Origin of the sequence: Aquitalea sp. USM4 (assembly GCF_004328945.1) — a bacterium.
GTDB classification, from domain to species: domain Bacteria; phylum Pseudomonadota; class Gammaproteobacteria; order Burkholderiales; family Chromobacteriaceae; genus Aquitalea; species Aquitalea pelogenes.
Map to the genome: position 1 here is coordinate 1,892,380 of NZ_CP029539.1, position 16,221 is coordinate 1,908,600.

Annotated in this window: 13 protein-coding genes; 3 read left to right on the forward strand and 10 right to left on the reverse strand. The window is 54.5% G+C overall.

All coding sequences use genetic code 11. The annotated features are described in order from the left end of the window. Positions 1-292 precede the first annotated feature (292 nt). Positions 293-2,503, forward strand: a complete 2,211-nt coding sequence (locus DKK66_RS08960; protein ID WP_131357262.1) for a TonB-dependent receptor — start codon at positions 293-295, stop codon at positions 2,501-2,503. Between the two features lie 339 nt (positions 2,504-2,842). Here DKK66_RS08960 and DKK66_RS08965 read toward each other — a convergent pair whose 3' ends face one another. The 4 genes from DKK66_RS08965 to DKK66_RS08980 all read right to left on the reverse strand — a co-directional run bounded on the left by DKK66_RS08965 (position 2,843) and on the right by DKK66_RS08980 (position 7,493). Continuing rightward, positions 2,843-4,531 (reverse strand): ATP-binding protein, encoded by a 1,689-nt coding sequence (locus tag DKK66_RS08965; RefSeq protein WP_131357265.1) that lies wholly within the window; start codon positions 4,529-4,531, stop codon positions 2,843-2,845. An 833-nt stretch (positions 4,532-5,364) separates the two neighbouring features. Beyond that, a complete protein-coding gene (locus DKK66_RS08970) occupies positions 5,365-5,709 on the reverse strand; it encodes a DUF1484 family protein (protein ID WP_165494137.1) in 345 nt (114 codons plus the stop codon). Positions 5,710-6,193: 484 nt separating this feature from the next. Next, a complete protein-coding gene (locus DKK66_RS08975; RefSeq protein ID WP_131357271.1) occupies positions 6,194-6,523 on the reverse strand; it encodes a hypothetical protein in 330 nt (109 codons plus the stop codon). A gap of 478 nt (positions 6,524-7,001) precedes the next feature. After that, a complete protein-coding gene (locus DKK66_RS08980) occupies positions 7,002-7,493 on the reverse strand; it encodes a hypothetical protein (RefSeq protein WP_131357274.1) in 492 nt (163 codons plus the stop codon). A 938-nt stretch (positions 7,494-8,431) separates the two neighbouring features. Between DKK66_RS08980 and DKK66_RS08985 the strand changes: the two genes are divergently transcribed. Both DKK66_RS08985 and DKK66_RS08990 read left to right on the forward strand, forming a co-directional pair. Further along, the gene (locus DKK66_RS08985) at positions 8,432-9,499 is read left to right on the forward strand and encodes an ImmA/IrrE family metallo-endopeptidase (RefSeq protein ID WP_131357277.1); all 1,068 of its coding nucleotides are present in this window, start codon (positions 8,432-8,434) and stop codon (positions 9,497-9,499) included. Continuing rightward, positions 9,480-9,965: a DUF3368 domain-containing protein gene (locus DKK66_RS08990; protein ID WP_131357280.1), complete on the forward strand. Its 486-nt coding sequence runs from the start codon at positions 9,480-9,482 to the stop codon at positions 9,963-9,965. Before DKK66_RS08985 ends, DKK66_RS08990 begins: the two co-directional genes overlap by 20 nt. Positions 9,966-11,199: 1,234 nt before the next feature. Here DKK66_RS08990 and DKK66_RS08995 read toward each other — a convergent pair. The 6 genes from DKK66_RS08995 to DKK66_RS20305 all read right to left on the reverse strand — a co-directional run bounded on the left by DKK66_RS08995 (position 11,200) and on the right by DKK66_RS20305 (position 16,124). Then, positions 11,200-13,113 carry a DUF927 domain-containing protein gene (locus DKK66_RS08995; protein ID WP_242673618.1) on the reverse strand — a complete coding sequence of 638 codons (1,914 nt, stop codon included), beginning with the start codon at positions 13,111-13,113 and terminating at the stop codon, positions 11,200-11,202. A 1,022-nt stretch (positions 13,114-14,135) separates the two neighbouring features. Beyond that, entirely contained in the window at positions 14,136-14,480 is a 345-nt protein-coding gene (locus DKK66_RS09000) for a hypothetical protein (protein ID WP_131357285.1), read from the reverse strand. A 120-nt stretch (positions 14,481-14,600) separates the two neighbouring features. Further along, complete coding sequence (locus tag DKK66_RS09005) at positions 14,601-14,867, reverse strand: hypothetical protein (protein ID WP_131357287.1); 267 nt, start codon at positions 14,865-14,867, stop codon at positions 14,601-14,603. Continuing rightward, on the reverse strand, positions 14,867-15,427 hold the full coding sequence (locus DKK66_RS09010) for a hypothetical protein (protein ID WP_131357289.1): 561 nt from the start codon (positions 15,425-15,427) through the stop codon (positions 14,867-14,869). Before DKK66_RS09010 ends, DKK66_RS09005 begins: the two co-directional genes overlap by 1 nt. Next, complete coding sequence (locus DKK66_RS09015) at positions 15,424-15,729, reverse strand: hypothetical protein (RefSeq protein WP_131357292.1); 306 nt, start codon at positions 15,727-15,729, stop codon at positions 15,424-15,426. Before DKK66_RS09015 ends, DKK66_RS09010 begins: the two co-directional genes overlap by 4 nt. Continuing rightward, the gene (locus tag DKK66_RS20305) at positions 15,726-16,124 is read right to left on the reverse strand and encodes an AlpA family transcriptional regulator (RefSeq protein ID WP_131357295.1); all 399 of its coding nucleotides are present in this window, start codon (positions 16,122-16,124) and stop codon (positions 15,726-15,728) included. Before DKK66_RS20305 ends, DKK66_RS09015 begins: the two co-directional genes overlap by 4 nt. Positions 16,125-16,221: the final 97 nt, after the last annotated feature.

The following is a 16,221-nucleotide window of genomic DNA, read 5'->3' on the forward strand; positions in this document are numbered from 1 at the left end:
AGCCCTTGCTATGCCAAACGCAAAGAAAATCACCTGCATTTGCGCATGATCAGCCCATCGCGGCATTCCCCCCGCCACAGCCTTGCCAATACTGGCCCTGCGACAATTGGTCACATCCCGGATCGCAGCGAAATTGCTACGCTTCCGTCCTTATGGATCAAACAGATGTTTGTCCGACAGCTGGTCAAGACCTGCGCTATCCCACCCATGCCGGTTTCTTGTCCCCATCGCGCCGGGCCGGGTTCTCCCTGCACCGGTGCATGACCCTTCCGTCATTCACTTGGGAAACAACATGCATTACCAGACCAAGCCGGCCGTTCTGGCCGTCACCCTCGCGCTGGCCGCCCTTGGCCAGCTGGCCAACGCCGCCGACAGCACCGACGTACAGCAAATGCCGGAGGTGGTGGTCCACGGCACGCGGCCGGACAGCCAGGCCAATGGCAGCAGCCTCAGCCCGGCACAACTGGCCGCACAAGCAGCCCGTAGCAGCGACAGCGCCCAGCTGCTGCAAGACATTCCCGGCCTGAACCTGCATGCCGCCGGTGGCTTCTCCAGCCTGCCGGTATTGCGCGGCCTGGCCGACGACCGCCTGCTGGTGAAAACCGATGGTGCCAGCCTGATTGCTTCCTGCCCCAATCACATGAACTCCCCGCTGTCCTATATGGACGCCAGCAAGGTGGACAGCGTGCAGGTGTATAACGGCGCGGCCCCGGTCAGTGCCGGTGGCGACAATATCGGCGGGGTGATTGTGGCCCGTTCCGCCGCCCCGCAATTTGCCGAGGCAGGCCAGATATTGCAGACCGGCAACGTGGGCGCGTTCTACCGCAGCAATGGTGATGCCCGTGGTGCCAATGCCAGCGCCACCCTGGCCAACGACCATGTCAGCATCAACTACACCGGCTCCACCGCGCGCAGCAACAACTACGACGCCGCGGCCGATTTCAAGCAATCCGGCCTCGCCGCCACCGGCCGCGCCTGGATGGATGGCAAAACGGTAGGCTCCACCGCCTACAAAACCGAAAACCACGAACTGGGCCTGGCCTGGCGCGACAATGACCAGCTGCTGGAAGCCAAAGTGGGCGTGCAACGCACGCCTTTTGAGGGCTTTGCCAACCAGCGCATGGACATGACCGACAACAGCAGCAACCAGCTGAACCTGCACTACAACGGCCAGTTTGCCTGGGGCGAGTTGGATGCCCGCCTGTACAACCAGTACGTACGCCACAGCATGAACTTTGGCGATGACAAGCAAACCATCTACGGCATCTATAAAGGTATGCCGATGGACTCTGCCAGCCACACCCTGGGCGGCAGCCTGACTGCCGAGTTGGCCCTGAATGCGCGCGACAAACTGAAACTGGGCAGCGAAATCCAGCGCTACAGCCTCAACGACTGGTGGCCGGCAGCCGGTGGTACTGGTGGCATGGGCCCCAATACCTTCTGGAACATCAAGGACGGCAACCGCGACCGCGTGGACGCCTTTGCCGAATGGCAGGCGGACTGGAAAGCACAATGGCGCAGCATCATCGGCGCACGGCTCAGCCAGGTGAAAAGCAATACCGGCAGCGTAGCGGGCTACAACAGCAACGCCTCCTACGCTACTGACGCCGCCAGCTTCAACGCGCAAAACCACGCCCGTACCGACCTCAACCTCGACCTGTCCGCCCTGGCCCGCTACACCCCGTCGGAAACAGCGCAATACGAACTGGCCTACGCGCAGAAAACCCGCTCGCCCAATCTGTACGAACGCTATACCTGGTCCAGCAACACCATGGCCGCGGTGATGAACAACTTCGCCGGAGACGGCAACGGCTATGTCGGCAACGCCAACCTCAAGCCGGAAGTGGCCCACACCCTCAGCAGCAGCGCCAACTGGCACGCCGCCGACGGTGAAGCCTGGCAGCTCAGGCTCAGCCCCTACTACAGCTATGTGGAAAACTACATCGACGCCCAGCGTTACGGCACGGCCAACAACAACCAGACCGCCACCACCGGCTACGTGGTGCTGCAATACGTTAACCAGAACGCCCAGCTATACGGCGTGGACGTCAGCGGCAAGCTGCAACTGGCCAAAACCACCGGCTTAGGCAGTTTCACTGCCACCGCCCAGCTCAGCTACACCCGTGGCGAAAACCTGACGACTGGCGACAATCTGTACAACATCATGCCGCTCAACGCCAAACTGGCGCTGGTAAACACGCTGGGGCAGTGGACCAGCACCGCCGAATGGCAGGCCGTCCGCGCCAAAACCGATGTCTCCGCCGTGCGCAACGAGGTCAAAACCCCCGGCTACAGCCTGTTCAACCTGCGCACCCGCTATGAAAACAAACGGTTCAGCGTGGACGTGGGCATCGACAACGTGTTCAACCGCTTCTACACCCTGCCGCTGGGCGGCGCCTACACCGGCCAGGGCATGACCATGAGCCGCGCCGGCATCCCCTGGGGCACAGGCGTGGCCGGCCCCGCCCGCTCGCTGTACACCGCCTTCAACCTCAAGTTCTGACCCCGCCTGATTTGGCCGCCAGATGGCGGCCACAACAAAACACCCCCGGCCATGCAGATGGCGCGGGGGTGTTTGGTTGTGTGGGGTCTCTATTGAAGAGTGGCTAGAAAGCATTGTCTAGTAAGGATTCTGTACGGTGTGGTAATTGTTTATACCAACACTGTTGTGAGATTGATCCACATTTGTACAGTCCTCAACTTGCCTAAGGAAAATGGCGGCTTACGACCCAAAGCGGTCCTGAGTTACGGCAACTAAACAGCTCCGAAGCCGCCATTCAACGCCTAGATAACCTGTGGTTTGCGCAGCAAAAGCATCAGGTTGACTAGATGTTACATGGACTTATTTCCCTGCGCTTCGAATAGCCTCGATCGTGCTTCTCAGAAATTCAAAGTCAGCAATACTGTTTCTTCTTAACAGGTAATCCTCGAAATCCCTCTTACGGCTTTCGTCAAATTCAATCTTCGTTTCCCCTGTTGAAAGAGTTATTCGCTTTTGAAAGGCATGGAATAAACTCTCAGAAAATGCGTTCTCGATGCCAGATTTCGCAACTGTATTGGCCGCGTTCCGTGGGATGATAATCGGTACGGTGTTGTTGACCACATCAAGGGAATAGTTAACATCGCAATCCCAAACAAATATCACAGTCTTTTCGTGTGGAACTCTCACAAAGAAATCGTACAGCGTCTTCAATTGGGTTTTTCCAGAATTGGCCTCAATACCATCTAGGATTTCTATATCAGAGACACCAAAAAGCTCGAACGCCTTCCTCAGTATCTTTGTGTTCTTTCCTTCAGTAATGACTGTTGCTTTCAACCGACCAACTTGATCAAACAGCCTGACTCCATCTTGAAGGATTGCGAACCCTTCTGTGAGTATGGAAAGAGCGTTTCCGTTGCTAGACTTCTCGACTCTACTCAGCCCTGCTCGATTCATTACGAACACGCAGTCTTCTGGCGCAAGTGCAACCGTTGTTGGTGAATGGGTTACTAGGATTACCTTTGTACCGCGTGAAATGAACTCTTCTTGAATTACTTCTATCATATTTCGCATCATCGAAGGATGCAAAGTGGCGTCAATCTCATCGAGCAAAAGTACGTCCGGAAAATATCTATCGAAGGACGATTTGTAAATGGACGCGACGAGGGCCATCAGAACCTTCTCACCAGATGAAAGACTACTGAAGTCAATCTGTAAGTTGGGATCTGAAGTGTGAACAAGTCTCAATGCGTAGTTCTTGAATACGTCTGTTCCCTCGGGTGATGTGATCTGATACTGGATCGAGCTAAACTTCCGCAGGATTTTGTTGATCAGCTCCCAAGGTTTTTCTCCGTGCCTCGCAAGAAAGTCGGTTTCAGAGAGAACCGGGTAGTCCTTCCCATACCTCTGGTTCTCAAACTCGTTAACTTGATTCTGCCGGTACTTAATGTAGTAATCCCAGATAACCTTGCCGAGTTGATGTGGAAGAAAATTGTTCTTGAGAGCAACTGGCTTATAGAGTGTCCTAAAATCTTCTTCCGTAATCTCATCGAGAGGAAACGGCAAAGAGCGCACGAGTGAGTACACGCCAGCCGCATCATTGTTGGTTCGAATGTGTTGCTGTGCAAAATACTGATCCACCGTATTTCGGTAGTTTGTCACTTCCGGACGGTCATTTCTGGAAAGAAGTGGAACTTTGTCTCGCTTGCATTCGTCTGCAATCTCACTATGTGAGGGGCCTAGATGCCCTTTTGCGTTAACCAGGAGATGCTTGATATTGCCGTTGTAGAAGTTCCAGGCATTGCCTTTCTCTGTCCCGAGTTGATAGGCGTTGAACTCAGCCTCATTCTCCAGTCGGAAATTCTCATAGTTGAACTTCACAATTGAGAGGTTCGGATCTCCGTTGATGTGAACGCATTTTTGTTCAATTGCTTCAAGAAGGTGACTCTTGCCGGAGCCGTTAAGTCCGGTCAGGATAGTAAGGTCACTGAGTTCCACTGGATTGAACTGCTTGATGGATAGATAGTCTCGAACATACTGGAGTGAAAACACACTGCTCTCCTACTTTTTTGACCCTGCAAACGTATTGTAGGTAGACAGAAGCCGCCGCATATTGTCGGCGCCATCCGTATAACAAAGTCGCGGCAATCTCTTCCAAGCTTTTGATTGACTATTCCATTTCACACTCCATTCCGGCATATGAGGGTACTAAATATTCCGACAAAGGCGACACGGGTAACAACTGATGCTGCGTATCAAGCTTGTGCGGCGGCAAAGCTGTCACTGGCGGCCTTCCGCTCCTGGCCAAAAGAAGCCATTTCTCCTGGCCAGTATCTCCACCAGCCAGACACACACATCAAAAAACTGCCCCAAACCGTGGATGCATCCCGCAAAGCCTTACCAGGCAAGGGTTTCAGCCCCAGGGTTTTGCCCACGGGTTTTTCTGCTAATTCGTGGATATTTCTAAAATTTCAATAAAATCAATTGCTTGGGTTGGTTATGTTATCTACGGTTTCCACGCTTTTCCCACCGCAAACCGTGAATCAGGATTTCCGGCCTGTTGCGACTTCGTGGACTGCCCGTCTGCGTCACTCTTCACGGCACTGAACAGCTGAAAGACCCTTTTCAGCATCCAGTTTTTCACATAAAACGTGCCGATGTCATATTCCGTATCAAAAATAAGCCAACAATCTGCTGCTGTATTGGCATGAATCTGACAGTGGCGGAATCGACTGGTGGTATTGCCATGCAGTGCTGGGTGGCGTTTGTGCTGACGGTGAAGGTAATGGCCTGTAGCTGGCAAACAGCACACAGCCCGCGCTGGGCGGGCTGTTGGTGGACTGCGGGGCGAGGCTTACGTAAACGACAGGCAACAAAACAGCGCCTTACAGGAGTTGGCCGATATCGGTGCGGGCGAGGCTGATTTGTTGATGCAGTGGGGCCAATAGCCCGGCCAGCTGATTGGCTGCCAGCGGCATGTCCTCGGCGTGGTTCAGCAGATCAAGCAGGCATTGCATGCAGTCAGCGGCACTGTCCAGCGTGCAGATACCATCGGCAATGGTGTGCTGGATGGTCTGGCTCAGGCGGGTCAACTGGCTGATGGGTTCGCGCAGCGCGGCGTGCTCCGGCAGGCTGGTCAGGGTTTGCAGGTAGCGGAGTTGGTCTTGAAAGGTGGCCAGCGCCAGATAGGCGGCGGGAACGTCCGGGTTGAGAAGGGGCTGGGTGTTCATGCGCGGGCCTCCTTGCGGAAGGATGGCAGGGCGGTAACGGCAATGACAATCGCGGGGGGAGGGTGCAACAGGGCGCGGGAAATGCCAGGCATCATAGCCTCCTTCGTATGAGCGTTGAGCCCACTTCTCGTCGCCAAACGAGGGTGGCGGGCACATGGCGAGGTTGGCGAACCGGTACGAAGGCAACCGGCATACCCGAAGGTATCCCCACCATGGCCCGCCATTGAAGACGTACCTATGGTGTGTTGAACGGACGTAAAAAATGCCGCAGAGCGGCTGTCCGCCTTCGTAAGTCGGGTCGCCAAACCCGGTGCCGCTATTGAACAGCACGCGGCAATTGTTGGGTGGCGGGGTTGGCTTGTCAATACCGGGGAAGGGGATAGCACGGCATGGCTGCGGGCTGAGCCTGCCGGTTTGTGCTGTGTTGCGCTAGTTTCCCGCCAGTGCCCTATGCGAGAGATAAGACTTGAGTAGGCCGAGCTGCCTATGGTCCTGCAATGCCTGTCTTTTCACGGATGGCAGCTTTCAGTGCTTGCGCTTTAACACTTTTGAGATTGTTCTTACCGGCATTCCAAAGAGACAGAAGTTCTTGCAGGTCTCTTTGCATGTATGTGGCTTTGTGTTGCTTGATCGCTTGATTTTCTTTTTTTAATTCATCATGCAGCATTTGTGCGGCTTTCCTTTTTGCAGATGCGGTATTGAATGCCGCGGCAACTCTGGAATGCCCTACAAAAGGTTTCTGCGGAGATATCCTTTCAGCATGTTTTGCTCTTAGAGCTATCTTTAGGCGCTCTTGCTCCGTCTTAGATGCCATCACATATCCGCCATTAGCATGTTGGGAAGGAATGAAAGTTCAGACCGATGAGCTACTCAATTTGCATGTTTGTCTGTCCCTTGTCTACAGGACTTTGGTTTTGAGGAGGAAGGCTTCCAACTTCATGAGAGTGGTCGTTACTAACACGATGACGGACACTGCTGGCATTGATGGTAGGGTCAGGCGGCGGGCTGAATAGTGCCGGTTTGTGCTGTGTCGCGTTGGTGTCCCGCCAGTGTTCCATGGCAGGTTTCAGGCAACAAAAAAGCGCCTTGCGGCGCTGTTTTTGATTCTTGCTGCAATCCTTGTCTGTTAGGACTTGGTGCCGGGGTCTCTATCGAAGTGTTGCCTGAAAGCCACGCCAGTAAAGGACTCTTGTATCGTGATTTTAGAAAAGGTACACAAAAAGGTACACAAAACAGCACCGTTGGAGCGTTGCCACAGTGGGCGCGCCACACTTTTCACGCATCACGCCAAGCTATGCGATGGCTGGCGCAGCTGCTAGCCAGGTAGTGAAATGCTTGGCCGGTTGTTCATTTTTTTCATCTGCCTGTCTGATCGTTTGCCATACCTTGCCCCTGTGAACACCCCCCCTCCCTAAAATTCTCTCGCCATAAAAATGCGAAGCTAGGCACTGGGTCTTGATCGGGCCTTGCTGGGCTTTCAGCCACCCCCCACCCCATGGCAGGTGCCCACCCATTTCTAGGGGTGGTGCTATGGACATCGGGTGCAATCCATACCGCTCCCACTGATTGCTCTGACCTAACGGCGAATTATTTTTTCGATCCCGATAAAAATGCGTAGTGACAATAGTGACGTAGTGACACCATTGATTTAAAAGGACATTTTCTATTATTGCGTAGTGACAAAGTTCATTTGTCACTAGTGACAGCATGTTGAATACCGGTATGCGATGGGGTGTTGTGTCACTTGATGTCAGGTGCTGAACATCATGAATGATGTCGCTCATCCACCCTGCACAGGGGGCTGCGACATAGCCTTGTGGATGTTGTAGGTGTAGGAGCTACGGTAATAGAAAGACGCTTACAGGGGATGGATGGGCAGGGCATTGCCCATTGCTGGTATTGAATGGCTAGCCGTGGCTTGGCTGCTGAGGGGCAGCCATTGCACCAGGCATGGGGATGATAGACACCAACTGCTGCCCAAAGCGCGGCCTTGCCCTTTCAATCACGCTGCGTTGGCTGGCCGCTGGCATAGCCACATACCAGACCAACGGTCCACCATCGAGACTGATGCACCATATCCAGCCGCATCCCACTGTCACATCAGACAGCGGTGGGAAGCTTGTGCGGAGTACTACTGGATAAGGCAATGCAGGGGGGCAAGCAACCGCATGGTCAGAGCATTGCCCATTGCTGGTATTGAATGGCTGCTAGCTGTGGCTTGGCTGCTGAGGGGCAGCCATTGCACCAGGTACGGGGAGGATAGACACCAGCTGCCGACCAAAGCGCGGCCTTGCCCATTCAATCACGCTGCGTTGGCTTGCCGCTGGTGTGGCCATATACCAGACCAATCAGCCATCATCGATGGCTGACACGCCACAACCAGCGGCATCCTACCGATAACTCAGCAAGCAGCAGCCAACAGCTGGCAGTGTAAGAATGGGCGGCATGTTGTTCACGGCTCGGGTCAGATCAGTGGAGCCTGCTCCGCTGCGCACTTCGGCGGCCAAGCCAGTCACAGGCACTTTCTACCAAACTAGGGTATGAGCCACACTTCTAAACGGCTTTAACAGCCCAGTCTACATATCCCGTTCCTGAGCTACTGGGTTTATCAGTTAGATCTGAATTCTTACGGATGATGCAATTGGACTTGCAACGTAAGGATGCTTGGTTTACATTTCATGTATGAAATCATTTTTTGTAAACCACGTACAAGGGGATGGCAATGATCGGTGAACGATTGCTTCGTGCCCGAAAGGCTGCTGGCCTGTCTCTACGTGCGCTTGCAGATGCGGTAGATCTATCTCAAACAGCCATAAACAAGTATGAGAAGGGCGAACTGACTCCTTCGTCAGGCCAGCTACTGAAAATTGCTAAAGTACTGGGAGTCCGGACAGAATATTTTCTTCGTTCGACATCTCTGCAATTGGAGGGCATTGAGTACCGCAAGCGTGCATCGACCTCCAAGACTATTCTCGACAGAATTTCTGTCGACATCACAGATCAGGCCGAGCGCTGGATTGAATTACTTTCCCTCTATCCACAACCTCCGGTCTCCAAATTTGCACTTCCTGAACGGCTTCCCGAACGGATCTCCTCTGAGGAGGAAATTGAGCTGGCGGCTGAGATACTGCGGCAGGAATGGGGGCTGGGTACCAATCCAATACCAGATCTTATTGATACCTTAGAGTCTCACGGGATTATGGTGATTGTGACTGCTGTTGACGGGCTGGAAAAATTTGATGGCCTAGCAGCTTCTGTGGCTGGCATCCCAATCGTTGTTGTTGCAAAGAATTGGCCTGGTGATCGACAACGCTTCACGCTTGCTCATGAGCTTGGGCACCTGGTCTTGCATGACCGGCTAGCTGAAAATCTTGATGAAGAGAAAGCATGTAACCGTTTCGCAGGGGCATTGCTTTTGCCTCAAGGGGAAGTGGTCAAGGTGATGGGCACTCATCGTACAGCGCTTGAAGTTCGAGAGCTCTACATGCTTAAGCATGAGTTCGGCATTAGCATGCTAGGCGTTCTCTTTCGTATCAAGCAAGCAGGTGTCATTACTGAATCCATATGCCGTAGCTGGTTTATGGAGTTCTCTAAGCAAGGCTGGCGAAAAGGAGAGCCTGGTGATCAATACGCACATGAGGACACTTATCTGTTTCAAGGGCTTGTCTACCGAGCATTGGCAGAGGGCTACATTGGTGAGTCAAAAGCTGCTGAACTACTGAAAATCTCTCTGACCCGTTTCAAGTCGGAAAGGAAGCTGGAGGGGTTGCATGCAGCTACTGATCAGTGATGCCAACATTCTGATCGATATGGAAGTGGGAGAGTTGCTTGATTTAATGTTTACTCTCCCTTACCAGTTCAAAGTACCAGACATGATTCTGGACGAAGAATTGGAAGGCATGGCCGATCGGTTACGAGCCTTGAACATAAAGGTTGGCGAGCTTGATGGTGACGGGGTTGATCATGCAGTCGAACTAGGAAGATTGTACGCGAAGCTTAGCCGTTACGATTGCGTTGGTCTTGCATTGGCAAAAAAAGAGGCTTGTCCTCTGCTGACTGGTGACGGAGACCTACGAGCAGCCGCAAGCCATGAGGCGGTTTTGGTCAAAGGTACGGTTTGGTTGTTAGAACAGCTGATTTTGTTAGGCAGGATCAGTGTGGAGAATGCTCGAAACAGCGTCACTAAGATGAGAGAAAACGGTAGGAGACTACCATGGGAAATACTTGAGCTGATGTTGAGGCGAGCTGAGGCTTAGATATGATCAATGGAAAAAATTTCAGCAAGCCAAGTTGGCGCTTGGCTCCTGAAAAAAGTACAGATTGGCGTCAGTACTGGTTGCTTGGTGAAACGTGCAATGTGGATTCTAGTTCACATGTTTTTGCCACGGCAACTAAAAAATCATCGCCAAGAAGGGAGGTGACTATGCCGTGGCTAAACAACTCAAGCTAGATCTGCCCTTACCTGAGGGGTACGAGATCCAGTTTCGCGCCTACATCACGCTAAAGAATGGTAAGCGTTTGTATGCGAAACAGTACGGACTGCGCGGTTTTCCTATACCTGTAAAGGTAGCGTAGTCTCACATATGGCCCCCTATATGGGGGCTTTTTGCTCTTTCAAGTTGTTCCTTTGGTCTCACTTTAGTTTGTCCTGCAAGTCAGCAGATGACGTGCAAACGTTCAAGAGCCCATGTCATGCAACCTTCATTTGTCAGTACTGGATTATCTTGCTTTGTCGACTTGGTGTGCTGTGTGAAAACCATGGCGGACATAGTTACAAGCCTATCCATTCAATCATGCTGCACTGGTTTGCCTTAGGCGTGGCCATGAACCAAACTGACCGACTACCATCGAGGTTGATGTGCCATCGCGAGCACGCCGGAGAACGGCGAGCACCTCGTCAGAGTACTACTGGATAAGCTTACGGCGGGCGGCAAAGCGACCGTATCGACGTAGCCTTACTCGCACTTTGTCTTGAATGGCTGCTAGCCGTGGCTTGGCTGCTGAGGGGCAGCCATTGCACCAGGTACGGGGAGGATAGACACCAGCTGCCGACCAAAGCGCGGCCTTGCCCATTCAATCACGCTGCGTTGGCTTGCCGCTGGTGTGGCCATATACCAGACCAATCGGCCATCATCGAGGCTGACACGCCACAACCAGCAGCATCCTACCATCACACCAGCATGTGGCAGAAAGCTGGGGCAGTATGCCGCCGCGTCAGCATCAGGCTTGATGCCAAGTGACTGCACCACGGGGCAGCGGGTTGTGCTGGCCAACTGGCAGGCAGTGCAGGGCATGGGCCGTGCCTTATCCACGTCAGCATCAGCCAGGCCCTGAACCTCTTGCGCGCTTTCATTACACCATTCAAGAGCAAGCGGGTCTGGCGTAGCCTTCACTAGGTGCGTGCTGGCGGCATGTTGATGGCTCTCCGTGTGCGAAACAGCAGCTTGGAAAGCTTCGGCAGGCAAAGCGGCAAACCATGATTCAAGATCATCAGGCGGCATTGCTGGCCTCATCAATGAAGTTGCCATCGCCAAATATTGCTGATGTCACGCAATACACCTTTGCCCGCCCACTTTTGCTGTACTTGGCTTCTGGCGTATACCGGATTTGCAGCATATGGCCAGCACCTTTTGTCACCTCCAAGGCCCCAGCTTGTTGGAGTAAACGACAGGCACGTGATACATCCATTCCCGCGCATACTTCTGCCCGGAAGCTCTCCGGAAGTATCAGATACTTGATGACGCCAGATATCTTGTCCTTGAGTCGATAGCCACACCGGCTAATCGTGCGTGGCGCATGGTCATCAGGGTCAGGGCCTAAGCTATCAACGCTTTGCAGGATGGCTTCATCAGACAGCCGGGTAAATCGTGCCTCGCCATGCTGCTCAAGGAAAAAACGGATCTTGGACAATATTTCCTCATCCTCGCGATTGCCTGTTGTGCCACGCGCTTTAAGCCAGTCGGCAAAACATTGCTGAGCCGCTTTCCATGCAGTGCCCTTTGGCCAGCCGGTTACTCCCCACGCACTTGCCAATTCACCAGCCACAGCCACTAGCGCAAAGCGCGTGGCGGCGCGATGGGCTTGCCCGTGTGCATCGGCTGGCAATACCTCACTGCCAAAGCGTGCCAGCTGCTGCCTGATGATGGGCGGTAGCTTTTCCTTTTCAGACACCAGCCGTTCAATAAATGCCCGGGCGGCAGTGCCGTAGCTGCGGGCACAGTTTGCTTTCAGGTGGTCAGCAAGGGCCTTGCCATTCTCTTTGTCGTGCAAGGTATCAAATAGGCCCAGCCCGCCACCGGCATCGGCCTGCACGGCAAGCATGCGGATTTCCATACCTGCTTTCATGTCTTTGCGAGCCTCTGCCATGTGTGCGGCAAGGGTTTTCTCGCCAGACGACAGGAACAGCAAGCGCCATTCGGCCACTGCACCACGGCTGCCGCCACGGTCATTCGCCCGGCCTTTGCCGCGCCCATTGCCCAGCATATAGACCGCCTCGCCAATAATGCGCGGGTCACACTGGTGAATCTCATCAAGGGGCAGCAAGCAATCCGAGTAGGCAGACGCCATGGCCTCCAGGGCGTTATCCGTTGCACGCCACGTTTGCAGGTAGCCCGGCCCGCCAAAGACACTACCCGCTACTTGTAGCAGTGTGGTCTTGCCCTGAGAGCTATCACCATAAAAGTGAAACCCGCCCGATTCAGCGCCAATTACCCCCAGCAGCGGGCCTGCAAACGCGCATGAGGCGGCAAAGGCCAAGCGACTGTTACCCACGCAATACTGCGCAACGCCAGTTTGCCAGGCTGCCAAATCCCCCGCGCACTGCATGGCCTCACGTTGCTTTTGTGCGGCCTGAAACACCAGCACCTCTTTGCTGTCGCCTAGCTGGCCATCGGGCAGCAGGAAAGCATTGCCATGCCAGCCCAAGCGAGACACCAGCGTGGCACGCTCGCCCCCATCGTAACGGCCAAGATACTCAAGCAGGCGTTGCCGGGCTTTGGGGCCGCTACCAATCAGCAGGCCACGGGAGAGCAGCCCCTTGATAACCTCAGTCCCTTCGCTGCTGGCCACCAGCTCAGACGGGATATTCCATTCCTTGATGCTGCCATCCGGGTCGGCAAAGCGCACCAGCAAGCCCCAGCCCTCGCTATTCACATCACGGGTGCGGGCAAGAATGTCCAGTTTGCTGCACACCCATAAAGGGGCGTCCATATCCTCACTTTTGAAGTACACCCCATTATCAGAAATCTTGAATGGACTTCCCCCATTGCTGCTGCTTTGGCGCTTCGGGCGGCCCGGCTTGGCCTTCTCAGGAATGGTATTTTCGGATGCCTGCTGCTCTGCTGGTGGCTGTGTGGCTTCCTCAGTCTGCTGGGGGGCGGCTGGCTTATTCATTTCAAGCAACATGGCCAAGTGAGCAGCTGTCCAGCCGCGCCCAATTGCGTCGGCAGCATCATCGCCCTCATGCCATTCCCCACCAGGTAACAACACAGGGGCCGGGCCATCCAGACTAGGGGAGTAGGTGACAAAGCCAGACACGTCCAGATGGGTGACTGTGGCCGCGCCGATCTTGAGCAGCTGGCCAGCGACCGCATTGGCGGCAATTTCACCGGGGCTGTCATAGTCACGCCAGATCAGGCAATCACGGCCCGCCAATGGACTGAAATCTGCCTTGCTTACTGCCTCTGCACCATTCATCCAGCAAACGGCTACATGGCCGGGCAGCAGCTTCCCGGCAGCATCGGCAGCCTTTTCGCCTTCGCAAAGCACGACAGGAGCCGACTGGCGGCTGTGCAGTCTATCCAGTCCATACAGTGGGCGCGGTGCCGGTACGTTTTTCCAGCGCCAGGCGCGTTTGCCCGTGGCAAGGTCTTGCCATACCGACAAGGGGTAATAATCCTTACTACGGCCATTTGCGCCGGGTTCCAGCCGTGCCACAAAGACAAGCGGCAGCCCCTCTGCATCGTTATAGCGCCACACCTGTACCACTTTGCCCGGGTGCTTTGGCTTATTGCGTGGCATGTTGCCCAGCATGTCTGCCGGAATAGGGAGCACAGGCACACTATCCATAGCTGCTGCGGCAGAGGGGGGCAGTGGCGCTGCCTCAGTTGCCGGTGCTGCTTTGCCGGACATAATCCCAAACAGCCGGGCCAATTCCTTGCATGCTTCACCCTGCTGGCAGCTTTTCAGATACGCCACCAGGCTTACGACATCCGCGCCCTTGTCGCCGCTGGCAAAGTCAGCCCAAACGCCAGAATTGGCATTGATACTGAATGAACCAAAGCCATCATCATTGGCGCGTGTCGGGTTAATCATCTGGATTTCATGGCCATGCTGTTGCCAGTGAACACCAGCCCAATCAAGCACACGCGGCAGCGCCGCAAGCGCCGCATCATTCACCTCTTTGAATGGCAAACGTCCTGCTGTCGTCATAAGTTACCTCCGTTGCGCCCAACATCCAGCGCCATGGCCGCTCCGTTGGAAATGTCCTCAATCAGCCCGGCAAACAGCCCTTGCTGTGCATCATCCGCAAATAGCTCAAGGGCATCAGCCAGAAGGGGGAGAAATGGAGAGAGAAAGCCAGCAAGGGCAGCGGCGGCCATATTGGCGCGCTCTTGCTCGCTATAGCTGGGCATGGCTTGAAGGGTGGCGATATAGCGCAGCAAATCCATGGCCATGCAATGACCATCACGATAAGCAGGGGCTGCACCAGGTAATGCAGAGTCAAAGGGCAAGCCGAGGGCCTGACCATTCAAGGTCATCAAATTTTTCATGGGAATCAGCCTAGAGGGATGGGCAGCGCGTCTGCGTAGATGGCTGCCGGTCGGTTATCAGTTGCAAGCTCACGTGAGGCAAGCGGATAGGGCTGGTGCCCCATCTGCTTGGCCTTATGCCTAGGAGCGCGGCGGATGAGTTACCACACGGGACAGCAGTGATATTTCTTGCGCCAAATCGTGAGCCAGCCACATGAAATCCTCTTGCAAGCTGTTACTGAGGGTGCGGAAGCCATCCCCGGCTTCGCCATATGTGGCGGAAAGCAATGCAGTCAACTGCGATGTCCGACGTGTCAGCATGTCAGCTGCGGTTTCATACTCATAGGAGACAATAAGAGACGAATTTTTCTCTTCAATACCGACGCCAAAACTGGTGGTTTCAGACATTACGCCACCTCCACAACGGAATAGCCACGGCTGGCCGGTTCAATGCGAACAGATTGGCCCGTTTTAGCCAGGTGCTGGCGGGCAATGGTTTGCGCCTCTGCCAATGTTGCGGCAGTGCTGATGGTGCTAGAAATGGGGAACAGGCGCGACAGGGCGCGGGAAAGCTTAGGCATGGTGGCCTCCTTAGTGAGTTTATACCCACCATCCGAGGCTAATCGGGGGTGGCAGGCACGTGGCGGGATTAGCCTTACCGGCACTAAGGAACCGGCGCATCCGAAGATGCTCCCACCACGGCCCGCCATAGAAATGGACGCACCAATGGCGTAATCCGGACGCAAAAAATGCCGCATGGGGCGGCTGTCCGCCTTAGTGTTCGACGAGAGGCTAATCTCGGTGCCGCTATTGAACAGCACGGCACGATTGTGGCTGACTGCTGGTGTTGCGTCAACCTGCTGGCAGGAGGTGATGCTTGCCACAATCAAGGCCAGGGCAATGATGCGGCGATTGAACCGCAAGTCTGCAAGCCGTGTGGCTGAGTGACGGATGGCTTGAATTTTCATTTGCACTCCCAGCTGACAATTTCACGGATAAACACATCAATCTCTTTTACCTTTGCACGGTCGCCGGTTCGTGCGGCATTCCGTTTCAATGCACTCAAGTAACTCAATGAGAATGCCATTGCAGGCTTAGGCACTGGAGCCGGTTTCTTACGGATAGAGCGCGCTGCTCTTTTATGCCGCGGTGCAAAGGAGCCAGATGAGTGATCTGCCTTGCATTTGAGGTCTGGATGATTGCTTTCGAGTTGGGCAATGATGGCCAGTGCATGGGCAGATTTGCATTGATGCTGTTGATCGGTCGTCATGCCACATTCCCCATACGATCATTCAGCCATTGCATGACCATGTGGGAAGGCCAGCCAACGGCACGGCTACCCAGCTTGACCGATGCAGGAAATTCACCTGCTTTGCTCATGGCGTAGATACTGGACTTACTCAGTCCAGACAGGGATAGCACTTCTGGCAGGCGCATCATGTAGGAGCCGATAGGTTGCGATACTGGCGCTGGTGTGCTCTCGGTGCTGCTTATCGTTGCCTTGTAGGCATCAATGTCCTCACGGCGATATACCGACTGTCGGCCAACACGGATGGCTTTGGGGCCTTTGCCGGATACGGCCCACTGATTCAGGGTAAAAACAGATACGCCCAACTCTGTGGCTAGCTGGGAGCGTGTGAGGGAAGGGGAATTGGATGCTTGCATACGTCCTCCGGTAAGGGGTGATGCCGCACAAAACGGTGCGGCAGGACGAATGCTAGCGACGTGCCCACTCAAGAACGGATGGGCACAATTTCATTTT

What these genes read in the sequence shown, in the direction of transcription:
- DKK66_RS20305 (WP_131357295.1), bottom strand. Translation starts at nt 16,124, where the DNA reads ATGCAAGCATCCAATTCCCCTTCCCTCACACGCTCCCAGCTAGCCACA.
- DKK66_RS09015 (WP_131357292.1), bottom strand. Translation starts at nt 15,729, where the DNA reads ATGACGACCGATCAACAGCATCAATGCAAATCTGCCCATGCACTGGCC.
- DKK66_RS08990 (WP_131357280.1), top strand. Translation starts at nt 9,480, where the DNA reads ATGCAGCTACTGATCAGTGATGCCAACATTCTGATCGATATGGAAGTG.
- DKK66_RS08960 (WP_131357262.1), top strand. Translation starts at nt 293, where the DNA reads ATGCATTACCAGACCAAGCCGGCCGTTCTGGCCGTCACCCTCGCGCTG.
- DKK66_RS08985 (WP_131357277.1), top strand. Translation starts at nt 8,432, where the DNA reads ATGATCGGTGAACGATTGCTTCGTGCCCGAAAGGCTGCTGGCCTGTCT.
- DKK66_RS08995 (WP_242673618.1), bottom strand. Translation starts at nt 13,113, where the DNA reads ATGTTGCTTGAAATGAATAAGCCAGCCGCCCCCCAGCAGACTGAGGAA.
- DKK66_RS08975 (WP_131357271.1), bottom strand. Translation starts at nt 6,523, where the DNA reads ATGGCATCTAAGACGGAGCAAGAGCGCCTAAAGATAGCTCTAAGAGCA.
- DKK66_RS09005 (WP_131357287.1), bottom strand. Translation starts at nt 14,867, where the DNA reads ATGTCTGAAACCACCAGTTTTGGCGTCGGTATTGAAGAGAAAAATTCG.
- DKK66_RS08970 (WP_165494137.1), bottom strand. Translation starts at nt 5,709, where the DNA reads ATGAACACCCAGCCCCTTCTCAACCCGGACGTTCCCGCCGCCTATCTG.
- DKK66_RS08980 (WP_131357274.1), bottom strand. Translation starts at nt 7,493, where the DNA reads ATGAGCGACATCATTCATGATGTTCAGCACCTGACATCAAGTGACACA.
- DKK66_RS09010 (WP_131357289.1), bottom strand. Translation starts at nt 15,427, where the DNA reads ATGAAAATTCAAGCCATCCGTCACTCAGCCACACGGCTTGCAGACTTG.
- DKK66_RS09000 (WP_131357285.1), bottom strand. Translation starts at nt 14,480, where the DNA reads ATGAAAAATTTGATGACCTTGAATGGTCAGGCCCTCGGCTTGCCCTTT.